An 18,116-nucleotide genomic window follows, 5' to 3' on the forward strand; every position below is an offset into this window, starting at 1 on the left:
CCCCATGAGTCCACGACCCCCCACCCGAACGTCCACGGCCACACTCCTCGGCCTGCTGCTCTCCGTCCTCTCGCTCCTGGCTCTCTGTCTGGCCGCCACGCCCGCCCAGGCGGCCGTCCGCGCCACCGGTCTGCACATCAGCGACGGGCGGCTGCTGGAGGGCAACGGCAACGACTTCGTCATGCGGGGCGTCAACCACGCCCACACCTGGTTCCCGAGCCGGACCACGGCCGCGCTGAGCGACATCAAGGCGCTCGGTGCCAACACCGTCCGGGTGGTGCTCAGCACCGGCGACCAGTGGACCAGGAACGACGCCACCGATGTGGCGAACATCGTCGCGCAGTGCAAGCAGAACAAGCTGATCTGTGTGCTGGAGGCGCATGACACCACCGGCTACGGCGAGCAGAGCGCCGCGGTCTCCCTCTCCCGCGCCGCCGACTACTGGATCAGTGTGCAGAGCGCGCTGACCGGCCAGGAGAACTACGTCGTCGTCAACATCGGCAACGAGCCGTACGGCAACACCAATTACGCGGGCTGGACCGCCGACACCAAAGCGGCGATCCAGCGGCTGCGGAGCGCCGGTTTCGAGCACACCCTGATGGTCGACGCGCCGAACTGGGGCCAGGACTGGTCCTTCACCATGCGGGACAACGCGGCGTCGGTCTTCGCCGCCGACCCCGCCCGCAACACCATGTTCTCGATCCACATGTACGGCGTCTTCGACACGGCGGCCGAGGTCTCCTCGTACCTGAACACCTTCGTCGGCGCCGGACTGCCCATCCTGGTCGGCGAGTTCGGCCAACTGCACTCCGACGGGGATCCGGACGAGGACGCCATCATGTCCACCACCCAGTCCCTGGGCCTCGGCTATCTGGGCTGGTCGTGGAGTGGCAACAGCGGTGGTGTGGAGTATCTCGACATGGCGACCGGCTTCGACCCGAACGCGCTGAGCGCATGGGGTCAGCGCATCTTCCGGGGTGCCAACGGGATCGCCGCCACCGCCAAGCAGGCGACGGTGTACGGCGGTTCGCCCGGCGGGGACACCACGGCGCCCACCGCCCCCGGAACACCGACCGCCTCGAACGTCACCGCCACCTCGGTCGCCCTGTCCTGGGCCGCGTCCACCGACGCGGTGGGGGTGACGGCGTACGACGTGGTCCGCGTCAGCGGGACGGCCGAGACGAGCGCGGCGAGCTCCGCCACCCCGTCGGTGACGGTGACCGGTCTGTCGGCCGCCACGGCCTACGACTTCGCCGTCTACGCGCGGGACGCGGCGGGCAACCGGTCGGCGCGGTCGGCGACCGTCCGGGTGACCACCGCGCCGGGCGGCGGGTCGACGGCGTCGTGCGCGGTCGCCTACACGGTCAGCGGCCAGTGGGGCGGCGGGTTCCAGGGGGAGATCGTCATCCGTAACACCGGCGGCTCCACCGTCAACGGCTGGACGCTCGGCTGGACCTTCCCGAACGGGCAGCGGATCACCAACGTGTGGGGCGGTACGGCGTCCCAGAGCGGGGCCGCCGTCAGTGTCGCCGCCGCCTCCTACACGGCGGTGATCACACCGAACGCCACGGTCGCCGTGGGGTTCACGGCCTCATGGACGGGGACCAACGGGAAGCCTGCGGCGTTCACTCTGAACGGCTCGGCCTGCACCGTGAGTTGATGTCCCGCCGGGTGACGGCTGCCGGCCCGCCGCCTCGACCAGCAGCCAGCCCGCGGCCGTCATGGCCACGGCGACGGGAGCGGTGACCGGGACCGCGACGAGCACCGCGGAGTGCCCCTCCAGCAGCCCGGCGAAGCCGACCGCCGACAGCCCGAGCACACCGAACAGGGTGAGTGTGACACCGAGGGCCGCGCCCGGACCGCCCCACCGGACGGTCCGGGCGCGCTCCGCGGTGGTACGGCCGGACACCGCGACCGTACGGGCGGAGACCGGGCCCGGCGGGCGTTCCGCGGCGCGGAAGACGGCGACCAGCAGTGCCGTGATTACGGCCGCGACCGCCAGCCGGACCGGGACCTGGGCCCACCAGGCCCCGGTCCCCGGCGCCGGGAAGGGCGCGCCGAGCCCGAGGGCGAGCGCGTACACCCCGAGCATCGCGGTGAGATGCCAGAGGAAGGCGGTCATCGCGACGCCGTTGGCGGCGACGACCCCACGCCACACCCGGGGGCGTGCCAGCAGCCGGGCGGCGGGGGCGCGGAGCAGTTCGACGGCGCCGACCAGCCAGACGCCGTGGCAGAGCAGCGCGAACGTCGGCGGCGCCATGTTGCTGATCTTCTCCCCCGGCATGCCGACCATGGAGAGCGGATACGGGCCGAGGGCGACCAGCGCGGTGGCGGCGATCAGCCCGGTCGCGGCCAGCGCGGCCGGGAGCCGGGGCGTGCGCAGCCGGCCGTCCGCCCTGAGGAAGCCGAGCTGGTGGACGGCGAGCCAGACGAACGCGAAGTTCAGGAACGGGACGTAGGGTACGGCGAGGGCGAAGCGCAGCAGGTCGACGGTGGCGGCGGCGAGGGTGAGCGCGCCGAACGCGGCCCATCCGTAACGCTCGTGCAGCTTCAGCAGTGGCGGGGTGAGCGCGACCATCGCCAGATAGATCCCGATGAACCAGAGCGGCTGGGCGACCAGCCGTGCCGCGATGTTCGCCAACTGGCTTTCCGGCAGGATGAGTTGGAGTGCGAAGGCCGTGAGGCCCCAGACGGTGACGAACAGCATGACCGGCCGCAGCAGCCGGCGCAGCCGGGCCCGCAGAAAGGCCGCGTACACACCCTGTCCTTCGAGCCGGCGGTGCAGTGAGCGGTAGGAGAGGGCGTGCGAGAAGCCGCCCACGAAGAAGAACACGGGCATGATCTGGAGCAGCCAGGTCAGGAGCTGCAACGAGGGTTCGACCGCCAGCAGATTGCCGACCCCGGCGCGGCCGTCCGCGTCGACCGTCACCGCCGCCATCAGCCAGTGCCCGAGCACGACGGTGCCCAGGGAGGCCACGCGCAGCAGATCGATGTACCGGTCCCGGCCGGCCGGGGTGGCCGCGGCGAGGGCACGTGTGTTCAGCTCCATGGCGTCAGCTTCGCGGCAGGGGAGGCGGGGCGGCACGGCCTGCGTACTCAACTCGGGCGCCGGGCCGCTGAGTACCCGTACTCACGTCCGGCGGCGAGGCCGGAAAAGGGCCGCGCCCGGGGAACGGTGTTCGTTCCCCGGGCGCGGATGGTGACGTAACTTCCCTGTGCGTCCTGGCTACTTGAGCAGGTAGGCCTTCAGGACGGTCACGTCGTAGGTGTTGCCGTTCTTGTCCGTCAGCTTCGCCTTGAAGGAGACCGAGGTGGCCTTCTTCGGGTGGGTCAGCGACAGGCTCTTCCTGCCGTCCTTCGCGGTGGTGACCGGCGCCTTGGTCCACGTGGCGCCGCCGTCGTAGGAGACCTGCGCGGAGAGCGACTTGAAGCCCTTCCCGGCGGCGGGGCCCTGGATCGACAGCGGAACGGTGAGCTTCTTGCCCGCCGCCGCGGTGCTCGCCAGGTCCAGCTTCGGGGCGAAGCGGACGGTGGAGAGCGGCAGGGTCACCGGCGTGTCGGCCGTGGGCTTCTTCGAGGTGTACGACCAGGCGGCGGTGAGGCGGCTCGTGACGCCCGCGACCTTGGTGGAGCGCGAGACGTCCGTGCTGATCACGTAGCGGGAGGACTTCGAGGGCAGCGCGTCGGAGTACTGGCAGAGCGGCTCCTTCACGTCGACGAGCTTCTTGCCGTCGGCGCTGATGACGGTCTGCTGCTTGGTCACCGGCGAGGACCCGGAGTGCCCGGCGCCGTCGCTGAACTCCTCGACGCAGACCATCATCTCGTTGCCGAGACGCTGGGCCAGGTTGTTCTCGTCCACCTTGGGGCTGAACACACCGACGTTGTACGTCCGGTCGTACGTCTTCTTCGGGGCGTACGTCCTGGCCGGGTCGGCGCCGAGGTACGCTTCGCCGCCGTCCTCCGTACGGCCCTGCTGGCTGACGAAGAACTCCCAGTTGATGCCCTTGGGCGCGGTGACATACGTCTTCGCCGTGGCGGGCAGCGCGAACGGGTCGCTCACCATGCCGATGCCGTACGACGGCGTGGACCAGAAGGGGTTGACGACACCGTAGCGGCTCTTGGCGGAGGAGCCGATCTTCAGGTTGAGCTGGGCCAGTTCGCTCGTAGCCGTCTTGTGGCTGAAGCCGGTGTACAGCGAACCGGTGCGCGTGTAGAGCAGGTTGTAACTGGTGCCGCCCTTCTGCCAGAGGCCGCCGACCTGGGCGTCGAACTGCTTCGCGGGCAGTGCGGCGCCGACCTGAGCGGTCCGGATGCCCTGGAAGCTGCCCAGGAAGTAGGTGGCACCGTAGCTGGTGTCGGGCGTCTCCAGGGCGTAGTTGAGGAAGGCGTCCGTGGACTTCGCGGACTCCGGCGCCGTGATGGAGATCGGCTTCGCCTTGCGGGCGTCGAAGGTCACCGTCCCGTTCTTGGTGGCGGAGTACTTCGGCTGCGCCATCACGGCCAGGTCCGGGTCACCGCCGCCGGCCTTCGGGGTCTCGACCGGGGCTTCGAGCAGGTACGTGCCCTTCGGCAGCCGGACCTTGACGCTGCCGTTGCCGGGAGTGTTCTCCCAGACGTCGCCGTCGTGGCCGTAGACGGATGCCGCCGACACGGCGGGCTTGCCCTTGGTGTCGATGAACTTCATGGTGAGGTCGTAGGACTCGACCTCACGGTTCACACCGAAGGAGGTACGGACGCTCTGGCCGCCCTCGGTGGCCTTGGCGACGAGCGCGCCGGAGTATGTGCCGTCGAGGCTGCCGACCCGGGTGTCCGAGGTCAGCGCGACGGTCGCGGTGCCGCCGGCGGGGACGGTGACGCGGCCGGTGCCCGTCGTGAAGAAGCCGGCCGGGGCGGGCTTGCCCTGGGGGCCGGTGGACTCCACCGACAGGTCGAGGGTGACCGGCGCCTTGCCGCTGTTGCGGTAGGTGATCTTCTTGGTCGCCGGCTTGTCGTCGGTGTGCGGCCACTGCTGGGCGCCGAAGTTCACCGAGGTCTGCTCGCTGACCACGGTCTGGGTGATCGCCTTGGTCAGGTCGGTGCGGCCGGTGCCCTGCTGGAACGCGGTCAGGCCGGTGCCGGGCTTGGCGGAGGCGGTCAGCGTCTGCTTGATCCGCTGCCCGCTCCAGTCCGGGTGCTGCTGGGCGAGGATCGCCGCTGCGCCCGCCACGTGCGGGGTGGCCATCGACGTACCGGACATGGCCACGTAGCCGTCGGCGGCCGGGTCGCCGAGCTGGCCCTGGGCCGCCTTCGCCGCGACGATGTCCACGCCGGGCGCGGTGAGGTCGGGCTTGAGCGAGCCGTCGGCCGTCGGGCCCACGCTGGAGAAGTCCGCGATCGCGTCCTTGCGGTCGACCGCGCCGACGGTGAGCGCGGAGGCCGCGCTGCCGGGCGAGCCGATCGTCCTGGCGTCGGGACCGTCGTTGCCCGCCGCGATGACGAACAGGATGTTCTTCTCGGCGGAGAGCTTGTCGACCGCCGCCTCCAGCGGGTCGACCTCCGCCGTGTCCCCGCCGCCGAGGCTGAGGTTGGCCACCTGCGCGCCCTGGTCGGCGGCCCACTGCATACCGGCGATGATGCCGGAGTCGTCGCCGAAGCCGGCGTCGTCGAGCACCTTGCCGTCGAGGATCTTCGCGCCGGGCGCGACCCCCTTGTACTTCCCGCCGGACTTGGCGCCGGAACCGGCGGCCGTCGACGCGACATGCGTGCCGTGGCCGACGTGGTCGACGATGTTGCCCGAGCCGGAGAAGTCCTTCTCCGCGATCTCGACACCCTTGAGGTCCGGGTGCGTCTGGTCGACTCCGGTGTCCAGGACGGCGATCTTCACGCCCTTGCCGTCGTAGCCGGCCTTCCACGCGGTGGGCGCGCCGATCTGCGGGACGCTCTTGTCCAGGCTCGCCCGGCGCTTGCCGTCCAGCCACACCCGCTCGATGCCGGTCGCCACCGTACGGTCGGCGCCGCGGCGCGCGGTGGACGACGCCGTGAGCGCGTGCCACACGTCGGCGGAGTCCGTCTTCGGCGCGGTCACGGCCTCGCCCTTGACGGCGGGCAGGTTCCGGCGGACCGAGACGTCCGCGGCCGAGATGGCCGACTTCGCCCGCGCCTTGTCCTTCGTGTACGAGACGATCAGCGGCAGTGTGGAGCGGTGCGCGTCGTCGTACTTGTTCTTGATGAGCCCCGTGACGTCGAACAGCCGCCGGTCCAGCGTGCCCTGGGCGATCAGCGCGTTCGCGTCGGACGGGACGACGTAGGTGGCACCGGCGACCCGGTTGACGGATATCCGTATGCCCTCGCGCCCTTGCGCGGGCTCGATACGGGCCACCCGGCCCTTGGCGTCCACATGCACCCGGTCCCCGGTGATCAGGGTGACCACGGACGAACCGCGCGCTGCCTGGCGGGCCTTCGCCTCGAACGCCTGGGTGGCGGTGGTGTCCCCGGCGGTGTTCCCCGCCGTCCCCGCCGTGTCCTGGCCGGCCGCGGCCGCCCCGGTCGTGAGTCCCGCGGTGAGCAGTGCCGCGACCATGGCCGCGCCGGCTCTGCGTGTGCTTCGGTGCAACTCTCCCCCAATGATGAAGTAAAGAGATGAAGTAAAGACTTGACCAACCCGGATCGGCCCGGAAGACGGGAGTTGGCCCCGGCCGGTTCATTCGCGGAGTGCCCGGATCCGATTTTTTTCCCCGCGCCGGCCCGCACGGGCCCACACCGTCCCGTGCCCCTCCGCGCCGCCGCCGGCCCTCGCCGGGCTGCTCAGGGCCTATGCGACACCCGGTCATAGGTCTGGACCTGGGCCCTGAACTGGGCCCTCGGACCCTGCCGTTGGGCCCATGTTCATCTTTAGGCTACCGGCGCTCGGGGGAACGGCGACGGCACGGGTGAGGAGTACGGATGAGGCGCTCCCGAGGGGTGCGCGAGAGGCACACGCAGGACGGATATCCGGGATATTCGGCCTGTCACCCTTATCGCGGCAGCAGAGGCCAGACCGGGATCGAGTACCTCGCCCTCCTCGGTGTGGTGGTCCTGCTCATCGGTGGGATCTCGGTGGCGGCCCTGTCCAGGGCGGAGAACGAGGGCCTGCGGTACGCGGCGTGCCGTGCCATGAACCCGTGGGGCGGGGCCGAGTCCTGCGCCAAGGTCGATGTCTCGGACGACAAGGACGGAAAAGACGGCAAGGACGGGGACGGGGACGGCAAGGACGACGACGGCGGTGGTGGGGACGGGAAGGGCGACGATCCGATCGTCCCCGTGGACGATCCGTTCCAGCCCGCGAAGTGCCTGCTCTCCGTCGACCAGACCAAGACCACCGTCGTGGTGCAGATCCTCTTCATCAAGATCAGCAGCTCGGAGCAGATCAAGGTCAGCCAGTGGTCGGACGGCACCGTCACCCTGGAGCGCGTCACCGAGACCGGGGGCGGTGTCACGGCGAGCATCTCGGCGGAGATCCCCGGGCTGAAGGACTGGGGCGGCAGCGCCTCGCTGAGCGGCAGCTACATGAAGAGCAGCGGCAGCGGCGGCCAGTGGCTGTTCAACGGGAACAAGAGCGGCGACGCGCAGGCGGACCTGGAGGCGAACCTTGAGGACGCCAAGCAGTTCGCCGAATTCCTCAAGGCGGCGGAGAAGTGTCAGAGCCGTCCCGCCGGGGCCCGTTCCGCCGAGCTGGGGATGATATGCGGCCACCAAGCGCAGAAGAAGAGGCCGGACATCGATCCGGAGAAGGCGCCGGACGTCGACATCACCAAGGCCTCCACGGAGTTGTCCGGCGGGGTGAGCTTCGGCAAGTCGTTCGCCAAGGACGACAAGGCGGTCAAGGCCCTCAAGGACAACATCGCCAAGGAGGTCACCAAGAACAACCCGAAGGTCAAGGGTGAGGCGCTGGAGAAACTCATCAAGGAGTCCCAGAGCAAGAGCGTCATCGGCTCGGCCAAGGACACCAAGGAGGTCGGCAATGTCTCCGCCGACGGGCTGGCGGGTGCGATGAGCAACGACGTGGTGGTGATGCGCACCAAGACCGGGCCCGACGCCGGGAAGATCACCTTCATCTACACCTTCTCCCTGAACGGTACGGTCGGCGCGGTCGCGCAGGCCAAGGGCAGCCGGATGCAGCAGATAGCCATCACGTACGACGCCGCCGCCTACGACCAGGAGGAGAAGGACGACCAGCCGCACCACCCGGAGAAGCTGGTCATCACCTCCAGCCAGGAGAGCGGCGACGGCCCCGGCGTCCAGGTCGGCGGGGGCGCCAACGCGGGTCCGGTGACGATCGACGTCGGCGGCGGGGGCGGCACCATCAAGTCGCAGGTCCACACCGAGTCGGCCGAGGTCAAGCTCGACAACGACGCGGACAGCCAGGCGGTGGAGGACTGGCTGCGCGGGCGCGGTGACAACCCGGCCGGCAAGTCCATCCCCTCCCCCACCTCGGCGGCCGAGCCGCTGACCGACGACGCGGGCCCGATCGACCGGCTGCTGCACGACAAGGGGAAGCTCACCCGGCTGGACTACGAGGCCAACACCGACTGGTGGAACGCCTCGCTCGGCATCGGATTCGGTGTCTCCGCCGGGCAGTTCACCCTCGGCTTCAAGCTCTTCGGCATCGACATCACGCATGAGGAGCGCAACCAGAAGATCACCGGGAACCCGACGTACGCGACCGGCCCGCAGAGCGGCGGCGGACGCCCCTGGGTCCCGTTCACCAACTGCACGAAGACGACGCCGATCGACTCGTGACGGCCGACGGCTCTCCCCGGCCGTAACGACTCTCCCCGGCCGGGACCGCGCACCGGTTCCGGCCGGGGAGTCGCCGTCACGGCCCGTCGTGGTGCACGGGGGTACGGCGCCCGCCGCACAGGTACGGGCCGTCTCAGGGCAGGACCGCGAGGCCGTCCAGCTCCACCAGCGCCTGCTCGTCCCACAGGCGTACGACTCCGATCACCGCCATCGCCGGGTAGTCGCGGCCCGCCAACTCGCGCCAGATCCTGCCGAGTTCGGCGGTGTGGGCGCGATAGTCCGCGACATCGGTGGCGTAGACGGTGACCCGGGCCAGATCGCCCGGCGCGCCGCCCGCCGCCGCGAGTGCGGTCAGCAGGTTGCCGAGGGCGGTGGCGAACTGCGCGGGCAGGTCGGCGCCGACGATCCTGCCGCCCGCGTCGAGCGCGGTCTGCCCGGCCAGCAGGACGATCCGCCCGCCCGTGGCGACCACGGCGTGCGAGAAGCCGGTGGCGGGCGCGAGGCCTGCGGGGTTGACGCGCTCCGGGCTCATCCGTACAGCTCCTTGGCGATGATCGTGCGCTGGACCTCGGTCGCGCCCTCGTAGATCCGTGGCGCGCGGACCTCCCGGTAGAGGTGTTCCAGCGGATGGCCGCGCTGGAGGGCGCGGGCGCCGTGGAGCTGGACGGCGGCGTCGACGACGTACTGCGCGGCCTCCGTGGCGTACAGCTTCGCCATGGCCGAGCGGGCGGGCACGTCCGGGGCGCCGGTGTCGTACGCGCAAGCCGCCGCGTACACGAGCAGCCGGGCCGCCTCGGTCCTGGTCGCCATCTCCGCGACCTGGTGCGCGACGCTCTGGAGGTCCTTGAGCGGGCCGCCGAACGCGGTACGGGTGGACGTGTGCTCCAGCGTCGCGTCCAGGGCCGCCTGCGCCATGCCGACGGCGAACGCGCCGACGCTGGGGCGGAACAGGTTCAGGGTGGTCATCGCGGTACGGAAGCCCCGGCCCACCTCGCCGATGACGTCCTCGCGGGTCACGGGCACGGCGTCGAAGGCGAGGGCGCCGACGGGGTGCGGGGAGAGCATCTCCAGGGGCGATCCGGTCAGCCCAGGACGGTCGGCGGGGACGAGGAAGGCCGTCACGCCCCGGGACCCGGAGCGCGGGGTCGGGGCCGGTGCCGGTGCCGGTGCCGTGCCGTGTTCCGGGGCCGTGCCCGCGACCGGGGTCGTGTCCGGGGCCCCGGCCGTGTCCGGGGCCCCGGCCGGGTCCGCGCCGTGGGCCGTTCGGGCGAAGACCGTGTAGAAGTCCGCCTCGGGCGCGTTGGAGATCCACCGTTTCTCCCCGGTGAGCCGCCAGCCCCGGCCGTCCGGTGCGGCCCGCAGCGCGAGCGCCGCAGCGTCCGACCCGGCGCCCGGCTCGCTCAGCGCGAACGCGGCGACCGCGCGCCCCGCGCACACCTCCGGCAGCCACCGGGCGCGCTGCCGCTCCGTACCGGCCAGGACGACGGGGTACGTACCGAGCCCCTGGAGCGCGAGCGCGGTCTCGGCCTCCGTGCACTCCTGGGCGAGGGATTCCCTGAGCAGACAGAGGTCCAGCGCCGAAGAGGTGAACACCCGTTCGAGCAGACCGAGTCGGCCGAGCTCCGCGACAAGAGGGCGGTTCACCCGGCCCGGCTCGCCCCGTTCCGCGAGCGGGCGCAGCCGTCGCGCGGTCAGGGCGCGCAGCTCCGCGCACCACGCGGTCCGTACCGGATCGAGCGAGAACACGGACATCCGGGCACCACCTCCAGCGCGCCTATGACGCGCCGTTGACTGTCGTCAACTTCACGATACGCTCGATGGGCGACCCCACACATCACCAGGGGGCGAACCATGGAGCTGACACCGTCCGCCCACATCGACACCTTCCCCCGCGACCAGCTGCCTCCGGCGGAGCAGTGGCCCCGGCTCCTCCCCTTCCCACAGGGGACGCACACTCCCGAACGCCTCAACTGCGCGGTCGAGTTGCTGGACCGTACGGCCGAACGGTCCGGCCGGGACCGTCCCGTCTTCCGTACCGCCGCGGGTGAGGTCTGGTCGTACGGCGAACTGCGCGGCCACGTCGACCGGATCGCGCATGTGCTCACCGACGACCTCGGGGTGGTGCCCGGCAACCGGGTGCTGCTGCGCGGCCCGACGACGCCCTGGCTGGCGGCGTGCTGGCTGGCGGTGCTGAAGGCGGGCGCGGTGGCCGTGACGGTGCTCGCCCAGCAGCGGTCGCCCGAACTCGCGGCCATGTGCGAGATCGCCCGGATCCGCCATGCCCTGTGCGATGTACGGTCGTTGGACGATCTGGCCGGGGCACGGGTGCCCGGGCTGCGGATCATGGCGTACGGCGGGGACGCGCCGGACGATCTGCTGCTACGGGCCCGCCGCAAGCCGGAGCGGTACGCGGCGGTGGAGACGGCGGCGGACGATGTGGCGCTGATCGCGTTCACCTCGGGGACGACGGGGCGGCCCAAGGGGTGCGTCCACTTCCACCGCGATGTGCTGGCGGTCGCGGACACCTTCTCGCGCGAGGTGCTGCGCCCCGAGCCCGGCGATCTCTTCGCGGGCAGCCCGCCGCTCGGCTTCACCTTCGGCCTCGGCGGTCTGGTGATCTTCCCCATGCGGGCGGGGGCGTGCGCGCTGCTGCTCGAACAGGCCCAGCCCAAGGCGTTGTTGGCGGCGATCGGCGAGCACCGGGTGTCGGTCCTGTTCACCGCGCCGACCGCCTACCGGGTGATGCTCGACGCGCTCGACGCGGCGGAAACGACCCACGGTGCCGGTGCCCGACCGTACGACGTCTCCAGTCTGCGGCGGTGTGTCTCGGCCGGCGAGAACCTGCCCGCCGCGACCTGGCACGCCTGGCACCGCCGCACCGGGCTGCGGATCATCAACGGCATCGGGGCGACCGAACTGCTCCACATCTTCATCTCCGCGGCGGACGAGGCGATCAGACCGGGCACGACGGGCGTGCCGGTGCCCGGGTGGCAGGCGCGCGTGGTGGACGGGGCTGGGGCGCCGGTGCCCGACGGGCAGCCGGGGCTGCTGGCCGTACGGGGTCCGGTGGGGTGCCGGTATCTCGCCGATCCGCGCCAGGCGGAGTATGTGCGGGACGGCTGGAATCTGACCGGCGACACGTATGTACGCGAGCCCGACGGCTACTTCCGCTATGTCGCCCGCGCCGACGACATGATCATCTCCGCGGGCTACAACATCCCCGGGCCCCAGGTCGAGGACGCCCTGCTGGCCCATCCCGACGTGCTGGAGGTGGCGGTCGTCGGCCGCCCTGACGAGCTGCGCGGCCAGATCGTCGCCGCGTATGTCGTCCTGCGGGACGGGGCGGCGCGCGACGAGCGGATGGCGTCGGCGCTGCGGGAGTTCGTCAGGGCGCGGCTGGTGCCGTACAAGTGCCCGCGCGTGTTCGTCTTCCGGGACGCGCTCCCCCGTACCCCCACCGGCAAACTCCAGCGCTACCTGTTGCGCACCCCGGGCCCGGTCGCGCCGCCGGCCCCTGGCCTAAAGTGACCATGTGGCCGACCAGCACACCCCCCGATCCCTGATCGTCACCCTGTACGGCGCGTACGGCCGGGCGCCGGACGACGCGCCGCTCCCCGTCGCGGAGCTGATCCGGCTGCTGGAGGCGGTCGGGGTGGACGCGCCGTCGGCGCGCTCGGCGGTCTCCCGGCTCAAGCGGCGCGGTCTGCTGCTCTCCGAGCGTACGGCGGCGGGCGCGGCCGGCTATGTCCTGTCGGACGAGGCGCGCCAGCTCCTCGACGACGGGGACCGCAGGATCTACGCCCGTCCCGCGCCGCTGCTCGCCGACGGCTGGGTGCTCGCGGTCTTCACCGTCCCCGAGGCCGAGCGCCACAAGCGCCATCTGCTCCGCTCACGGCTGGGCCGGCTCGGCTTCGGGACGGTCGCGCCGGGGGTCTGGATCGCCCCCGCGCGGCTCCACGAGGAGACGCGCCACACCTTGGAGCGGCTCCAACTCGCTTCGTACGTCGATCTGTTCAGCGGACGGCATCTGGGCTTCGAGGCGACGGCCGAGGCCGTGGCGCGCTGGTGGGACCTGGCGGCGATCGCCGGCCGGCACGAGGAGTTCCTCGCGGTGCACGAGCCGGTGCTGCGCCGCTGGGAGAACGGGCCCCCCGGGGCGGCCGAGGACGCGCCACGGGACGCCTACCGGGACTATCTGCCGGCCCTGGACTCCTGGCGGCGCCTGCCGTACGCGGATCCGGGCCTGCCTGCCGAACTCCTGCCGGAGGACTGGCCGGGGGAACGTTCCGCCGAGGTGTTCGCCCAACTGCACGCACGGCTGCGGGACGCGGGGCTCGCGTTCGTGCAGCCGCCCCTCAGCGCGGGGTGAGACGCGGCTTCGGTGGGTCGCTCCGGCCGGTCGGGGGCGGGCGGCTGCCCGCCAGATACGGGAGCGGCCAGGGCGCGCCCGGTCCCGTATACCCCTGGGCCGCCGCCGCGTGCAGGGTCCACTGCGGGTCGTGGAGATGGGGCCGTCCGAGGGCGCACAGGTCCGTACGGCCCGCCAGGAGCAGGGAGTTGACGTCGTCCCAGGAGGAGATCGCGCCCACCGCCAGCACCGGGACGTGCAGGGTGTTGCGGATCCGGTCGGCGTACGGCGTCTGGTAGGAGCGGCCGAACTCCGGGCGTTCGTCGGCGACGACCTGACCGGTGGACACGTCGATCGCGTCGGCGCCGTGCGCGGTGAAGGCGCGGGCGATCTCGACGGCCTCCTCGGCGGTGGTGCCGCCCGGCGCCCAGTCGGTGGCGGAGATACGTACCGTCATGGGCAGGTCGTCGGGCCAGTCCGCGCGGATCGCGTCGAAGACTTCGAGGGGGAAGCGGAGCCGGCCCTCCAGCGAGCCGCCGTACGCGTCGGTCCGCCGGTTGGTCAGCGGGGAGAGGAAACCGGAGAGCAAGTAGCCGTGGGCGCAGTGGAGTTCGAGCAGATCGAAGCCGCTGCGCCGGGCCCGTCGGGCGGCGGAGGCGAACTGTTCGCGCACCGTGTCGAGTTGGCGGATGCTCAACTCCTTGGGGAGCTGGCTGACTCCGGGGCGGTACGGCAGCGGGGAGGCGGCCCACACCTGCCAGTTGCCCGTCCGAAGCGGTTCGTCCATGCCCTCCCACATCGGCCGGGTGGAACCCTTGCGCCCCGAGTGGCCGAGCTGGATACCGATGGCGGTGCCCGGCGAGGACGCGTGGACGAAGTCGGTGACACGGCGCCAGCCGTCGCCCTGTTCCCGGGTGTAGATCCCGGTGCACGCCGGGGTGATCCGGCCCACGGGGCTGACGCACACCATCTCGGTCATGACGAGGCCCGCGCCGCCGAGCGCGCGGGCGCCGAGGTGCACGAGATGGAAGTCGCCGGGCATTCCGTCGCGCGCCGCGTACATGTCCATGGGCGAGACGACGATCCGGTTGCGCAGCGTCAGTCCGCGCAGCCGGAAGGGTGTGAACATCGGTGGGGTGCCGGGCGGGCAGCCGAAGTCCCGCTCCACGTCCCGGGTGAAGCCGGGGTCGCGCAGCCGCAGATTGTCATGGGTGACGCGGCGGCTGCGGGTGAGCAGCCCGAAGGCGAACCGGCGGGGCGGCTGTCCGGTGTAGGTGGCCAGCTCCTCGAACCAGCGCAGGCTGGCCGCCGCCGCGCGCTGGGTGGACTCGACGACGGGGCGGCGTTCGCTCTCGTACGCGGCGAGCGCGGCCGGGAGGTCGGGGTGGGCCTCGACGGCGGCGGCGAGCGCGAGGGCGTCCTCGACGGCGAGCTTGGTGCCGGAGCCGATGGAGAAGTGCGCGGTGTGCGCGGCGTCGCCGATCAGTACCGTACGGCCGTCGCTCCAGCGGGCGTTGGCGACGGTACGGAACGCGGTCCAGGCCGAGGCATGGGAGCGCAGCGGGCGTCCGCCGAGAGCGTCGGCGAAGATCCGGCCGCACCGCTCGGTGGACTGCCGCTCGTCGAGGCCGTCGAAGCCCGCGGCCCGCCAGACCTCTTCGCGCATCTCGACGATGACGGTGCTGCGGTGCGGGGAGTACGGGTAGCCGTGGAGCTGCATCACCCCGTGCGGGGTCTCGGCGGTCTCGAAGCGGAACGCGTCGAACGCGAAGTCGGCGGCGAGCCAGATGTAGCGGCAGCGGTGGGTGGTGACGGTGGGGGCGAAGACCTCGGCGTGGGTCTCCCTGGTGCGGCTGTGCACGCCGTCCGCGGCGATCACCAGGTCGTGGGTGGCGGCCAGTTGACCGGCGGGCGGGGCCTCCGTACGGAAGAGGAGCCGTACGCCGAGGGACACGCACCGCTCGTGCAGGATCTCCAGCAGCCTGCGCCGGCCGAGGGCCGCGAAGCCATGGCCGCGGGAGGTGAGCGTACGGCCGCGGTGCACGATGTCGATGGCGTCCCAGCGGACGAACTCGGCCTGGAGCGCCCGGTGGACGACGGGGTCGGCGTCCTCGATACCGCCCAGGGTCTCGTCGGAGAGGACGACCCCGAAGCCGAAGGTCTCGTCGGGGGCGCTCCGTTCCCAGACGGTGACCTCGCGGGCGGGGTCGAGCCGTTTGAGCAGGGCCGCGGCGTAGAGGCCGCCGGGGCCGCCGCCTATGACGGCGACACGCGTCACGCTCCGGGGGCTGTTCTGTGCGGCACTGCTCCGCATGCCTCTGCTCCGTGTCGGCGTCGGGTGCATGGTCAGCGCCCCTGCCACTTCGGGGGCCGCTTCTCGGTGAACGCGGCGTGGAATTCGGCGTAGTCCTCGCCGTGCATCAGCAACGCCTGGGTGGCGGCGTCGAGTTCGACGGCCGCGGCGAGCGGCATGTCCAGTTCGGCGGTGAGCAGCGCCTTGGTCTGCGCGTACGCCAGCGCGGGACCCGAGGCGAGCCGCCCCGCCAGCTCGGCGGCGCGCGCGTCGGCCCGCCCTTCCTCGGTCAACTCGCTGATCAGGCCGATGCGTTCGGCCTCGGTGGCCCGGACGGGTTCGCCGAGCATCAGCAGCCGGGTCGCGTGGCCGAGGCCGACGACGCGGGGCAGCAGATAGGCCGCGCCCATGTCGCCGCCGGAGAGACCGACCCGGGTGAAGAGAAAGGCGAAGCGGGCCGAGGGGTCCGCGATCCGGAAGTCGGCGGCGAGCGCGAGGACGGCGCCCGCGCCGGCCGCCACCCCGTGCACGGCGGCGATCACCGGGAAGGGGCACGCGCGGATCGCCTGGACGACCTGCCCGGTCATCCGGTTGAAGTCGAGGAGCCGGGCGGTGTCCATGCCGAGGGTCGCGCCGATGATCTCGTCGACGTCGCCGCCCGAGCAGAAGCCGCGCCCCTCGCCGGCCAGCACCAGGGCCCGTACGGAACGCTCCCGGGACAGCTCGGCGAGCAGGTCGCGCAGATCGGCGTAGGCGCCGAAGGTCAGCGCGTTCAGCTTCGCGGGGCGGGCGAGGGTGACGGTGGCGACCCCGTCGTCACGGCGCGTGAGCCGTAGGTGGCGCCAGTCCGGGGTGCGGGGTGCGGAACCGGAGAACGGGCTCATGGAGCGGCCTCCCTCGGCGAGCGCCGTGGGCTCGCGGTGGCGGCCACCACCGATGTACGGCCCTCGTCACAGCCTCGCCACAGAACCGTATCACCCCTTCGTGACTTCCGTCACGAGTACGCGATAGACCCGTGACGTGACCGCGACATCCCTCCCGTAGGCTGCCAAAGGTCCCGGGCGACACAGGACATAGGTCCCAAGTCCGGCAGGCCGCCGCCCCTTGTCAACCTGCTCACGCTCCGTATGGTTGAACGCGATAGCAATTTCCCTCGTCCCCACCACGGCCCCCACCGTGCCCCGATCGGAACGCCCCGCATGCCACAAGCCGCCGGACCCTCCCCCTGGAGGGTCACGCTGCCGCACAGCGTCGAAGCTGTGCCGCTCGCGCGCGCCATGGTCCGCTCGGCGCTGGCGCACCTGGCCGAGCCCATCCACAGCGACACGGCGGAACTGCTCACGGCGGAACTGGTCGCCAACGCCATCCAGCACACCGACGGGGACGAGCCCATCGAGCTGGTCGTGGAGCTGCTGCCGACCGGCTGCCAGGTCGAGGTGCACGACTGCGACCCGGCGCCGCCGGGCAATCTGACGCACCCCGGGTCCATGCCGGACCCCTGGCAGGAGGACGGCCGCGGCCTGCTGCTGATCAGCACGCTCAGCTCGGCCTGCGGCCACCGCGCCACGGACCAGGGCAAGGCGGTCTGGTTCACGCTGCCCGCGGTCTGAGCGGGAACGCGCCACCCGGCCGGGGCGATTCGCCCTCAGGCCTCTCCCCGGGCCTCGCCCTCGGCCTAGCTAGGCCCCGGCCTCGGTCTCGTCCTTCGCCAGCGTCGCGACCAGCACCGCCTTGATGGTGTGCATCCGGTTCTCGGCCTCGTCGAAGACGACCGAGTGCGCCGACTCGAAGACCTCGTCGGTGACCTCCAGCTCGGTCAGCCCGTGCCGCGCGTGGATCTCGCGGCCGACCACCGTCCCCAGGTCGTGGAAGGCCGGCAGGCAGTGCAGGAACTTCACGTCCGGGTTGCCGGTGGCGCGCAGCACGTCCATGGTCACCGCGTACGGGCCGAGCGCCGCGATCCGTTCGTCCCAGACCTCCTTGGCCTCGCCCATCGACACCCAGACGTCCGTGACCACGAAGTCCGCGCCGGCCACGCCCTCCGCGATGTCCTCGGTGAGGGTGAGCCGCGCGCCGCTGACCTCGGCGGCCTCCCGGGCCAGGGTCAGGATCTCGTCGGCGGGCCAGTAGGCGCGCGGCGCGACGATCCGTACATCCATGCCGAGGAGGGCGCCGGTGACGAGATACGAGTTGCCCATGTTGAACCGGGCGTCGCCCAGATAGGCGAAGGCGATCTCCGGCAGCGGCTTGGCGCTGTGCTCGGTCATCGTGAGCACGTCGGCGAGCATCTGTGTGGGGTGCCAGTCGTCCGTCAGACCGTTGAAGACGGGGACGCCCGCGTACGCGGCCAGCTCCTCGACCGTCGCCTGGTCCGCCCCGCGGAACTCGATGCCGTCGAACATCCGGCCGAGGACGCGGGCCGTGTCCTTCGCGGACTCCTTCGAGCCGATGTGCGAGCCCGCCGGGTCGATGTACGTGGTCGACGCGCCCTGGTCGGCCGCCGCCACCTCGAAGGAGCAGCGCGTACGCGTCGAGGACTTCTCGAAGATCAGCGCGATGTTCCGGCCACGGAGCCGCGGCACCTCGGTACCGGCCTTCTTCGCGGCCTTCAGCTCGGCGGCCAGATCGATCAGGCCGCGGAACTCCTCGGCCGTGAAGTCCAGCTCCTTGAGGAAGTGGCGGCCTTCGAGGTGTATGGCCATGGTGGCTGCTCCTGGG

12 protein-coding genes are annotated in these 18,116 nt (G+C 71.7%); 5 read left to right on the top strand and 7 right to left on the bottom strand.

The annotated features are described in order from the left end of the window. The first annotated feature begins 4 nt into the window (after positions 1-4). Positions 5-1,660 (top strand): cellulase family glycosylhydrolase, encoded by a 1,656-nt coding sequence (locus tag ACIBJC_RS32250; RefSeq protein ID WP_399298613.1) that lies wholly within the window; start codon positions 5-7, stop codon positions 1,658-1,660. On the opposite strand, the gene ACIBJC_RS32255 is transcribed toward ACIBJC_RS32250, so the two are convergent. Continuing rightward, positions 1,592-3,049, bottom strand: a complete 1,458-nt coding sequence (locus tag ACIBJC_RS32255) for an acyltransferase (RefSeq protein WP_399298615.1) — start codon at positions 3,047-3,049, stop codon at positions 1,592-1,594. The two genes, ACIBJC_RS32250 and ACIBJC_RS32255, sit on opposite strands and share 69 nt — an antisense overlap. Positions 3,050-3,226: 177 nt before the next feature. Then, the gene (locus tag ACIBJC_RS32260; RefSeq protein ID WP_399298617.1) at positions 3,227-6,592 is read right to left on the bottom strand and encodes a S8 family peptidase; all 3,366 of its coding nucleotides are present in this window, start codon (positions 6,590-6,592) and stop codon (positions 3,227-3,229) included. Between the two features lie 329 nt (positions 6,593-6,921). Between ACIBJC_RS32260 and ACIBJC_RS32265 the strand changes: the two genes are divergently transcribed. After that, positions 6,922-8,757 carry a hypothetical protein gene (locus ACIBJC_RS32265; protein ID WP_399298619.1) on the top strand — a complete coding sequence of 612 codons (1,836 nt, stop codon included), beginning with the start codon at positions 6,922-6,924 and terminating at the stop codon, positions 8,755-8,757. Between the two features lie 133 nt (positions 8,758-8,890). On the opposite strand, the gene ACIBJC_RS32270 is transcribed toward ACIBJC_RS32265, so the two are convergent. Together ACIBJC_RS32270 and ACIBJC_RS32275 are read right to left on the bottom strand one after the other, a co-directional pair. Further along, positions 8,891-9,289, bottom strand: a complete 399-nt coding sequence (locus tag ACIBJC_RS32270; RefSeq protein ID WP_399298621.1) for a RidA family protein — start codon at positions 9,287-9,289, stop codon at positions 8,891-8,893. Then, complete coding sequence (locus ACIBJC_RS32275) at positions 9,286-10,509, bottom strand: acyl-CoA dehydrogenase family protein (RefSeq protein WP_399298623.1); 1,224 nt, start codon at positions 10,507-10,509, stop codon at positions 9,286-9,288. Before ACIBJC_RS32275 ends, ACIBJC_RS32270 begins: the two co-directional genes overlap by 4 nt. Positions 10,510-10,608: 99 nt before the next feature. On the opposite strand from ACIBJC_RS32275, the gene ACIBJC_RS32280 reads away from it, so the two are divergent. Continuing rightward, complete coding sequence (locus tag ACIBJC_RS32280) at positions 10,609-12,285, top strand: AMP-binding protein (RefSeq protein WP_399298625.1); 1,677 nt, start codon at positions 10,609-10,611, stop codon at positions 12,283-12,285. A gap of 4 nt (positions 12,286-12,289) precedes the next feature. Next, entirely contained in the window at positions 12,290-13,126 is an 837-nt protein-coding gene (locus ACIBJC_RS32285) for a PaaX family transcriptional regulator C-terminal domain-containing protein (RefSeq protein WP_399298627.1), read from the top strand. On the opposite strand, the gene ACIBJC_RS32290 is transcribed toward ACIBJC_RS32285, so the two are convergent. Then, positions 13,113-15,419, bottom strand: coding sequence for a bifunctional salicylyl-CoA 5-hydroxylase/oxidoreductase (locus ACIBJC_RS32290; protein WP_399298630.1), 2,307 nt, complete (start codon positions 15,417-15,419; stop codon positions 13,113-13,115). The genes ACIBJC_RS32285 and ACIBJC_RS32290 overlap by 14 nt on opposite strands. A 32-nt stretch (positions 15,420-15,451) precedes the next feature. Beyond that, entirely contained in the window at positions 15,452-16,282 is an 831-nt protein-coding gene (locus tag ACIBJC_RS32295; protein ID WP_399298632.1) for an enoyl-CoA hydratase family protein, read from the bottom strand. A gap of 315 nt (positions 16,283-16,597) precedes the next feature. On the opposite strand from ACIBJC_RS32295, the gene ACIBJC_RS32300 reads away from it, so the two are divergent. Then, positions 16,598-17,008, top strand: a complete 411-nt coding sequence (locus ACIBJC_RS32300; RefSeq protein WP_399298634.1) for an ATP-binding protein — start codon at positions 16,598-16,600, stop codon at positions 17,006-17,008. Positions 17,009-17,077: 69 nt separating this feature from the next. Here ACIBJC_RS32300 and argF read toward each other — a convergent pair whose 3' ends face one another. Further along, positions 17,078-18,100 carry an ornithine carbamoyltransferase gene (gene argF, locus ACIBJC_RS32305; RefSeq protein ID WP_399298636.1) on the bottom strand — a complete coding sequence of 341 codons (1,023 nt, stop codon included), beginning with the start codon at positions 18,098-18,100 and terminating at the stop codon, positions 17,078-17,080. Positions 18,101-18,116 lie beyond the last annotated feature (16 nt).

The sequence above is a fragment of the Streptomyces sp. NPDC050509 genome (assembly GCF_044457965.1).
Lineage (GTDB): Bacteria > Actinomycetota > Actinomycetes > Streptomycetales > Streptomycetaceae > Streptomyces.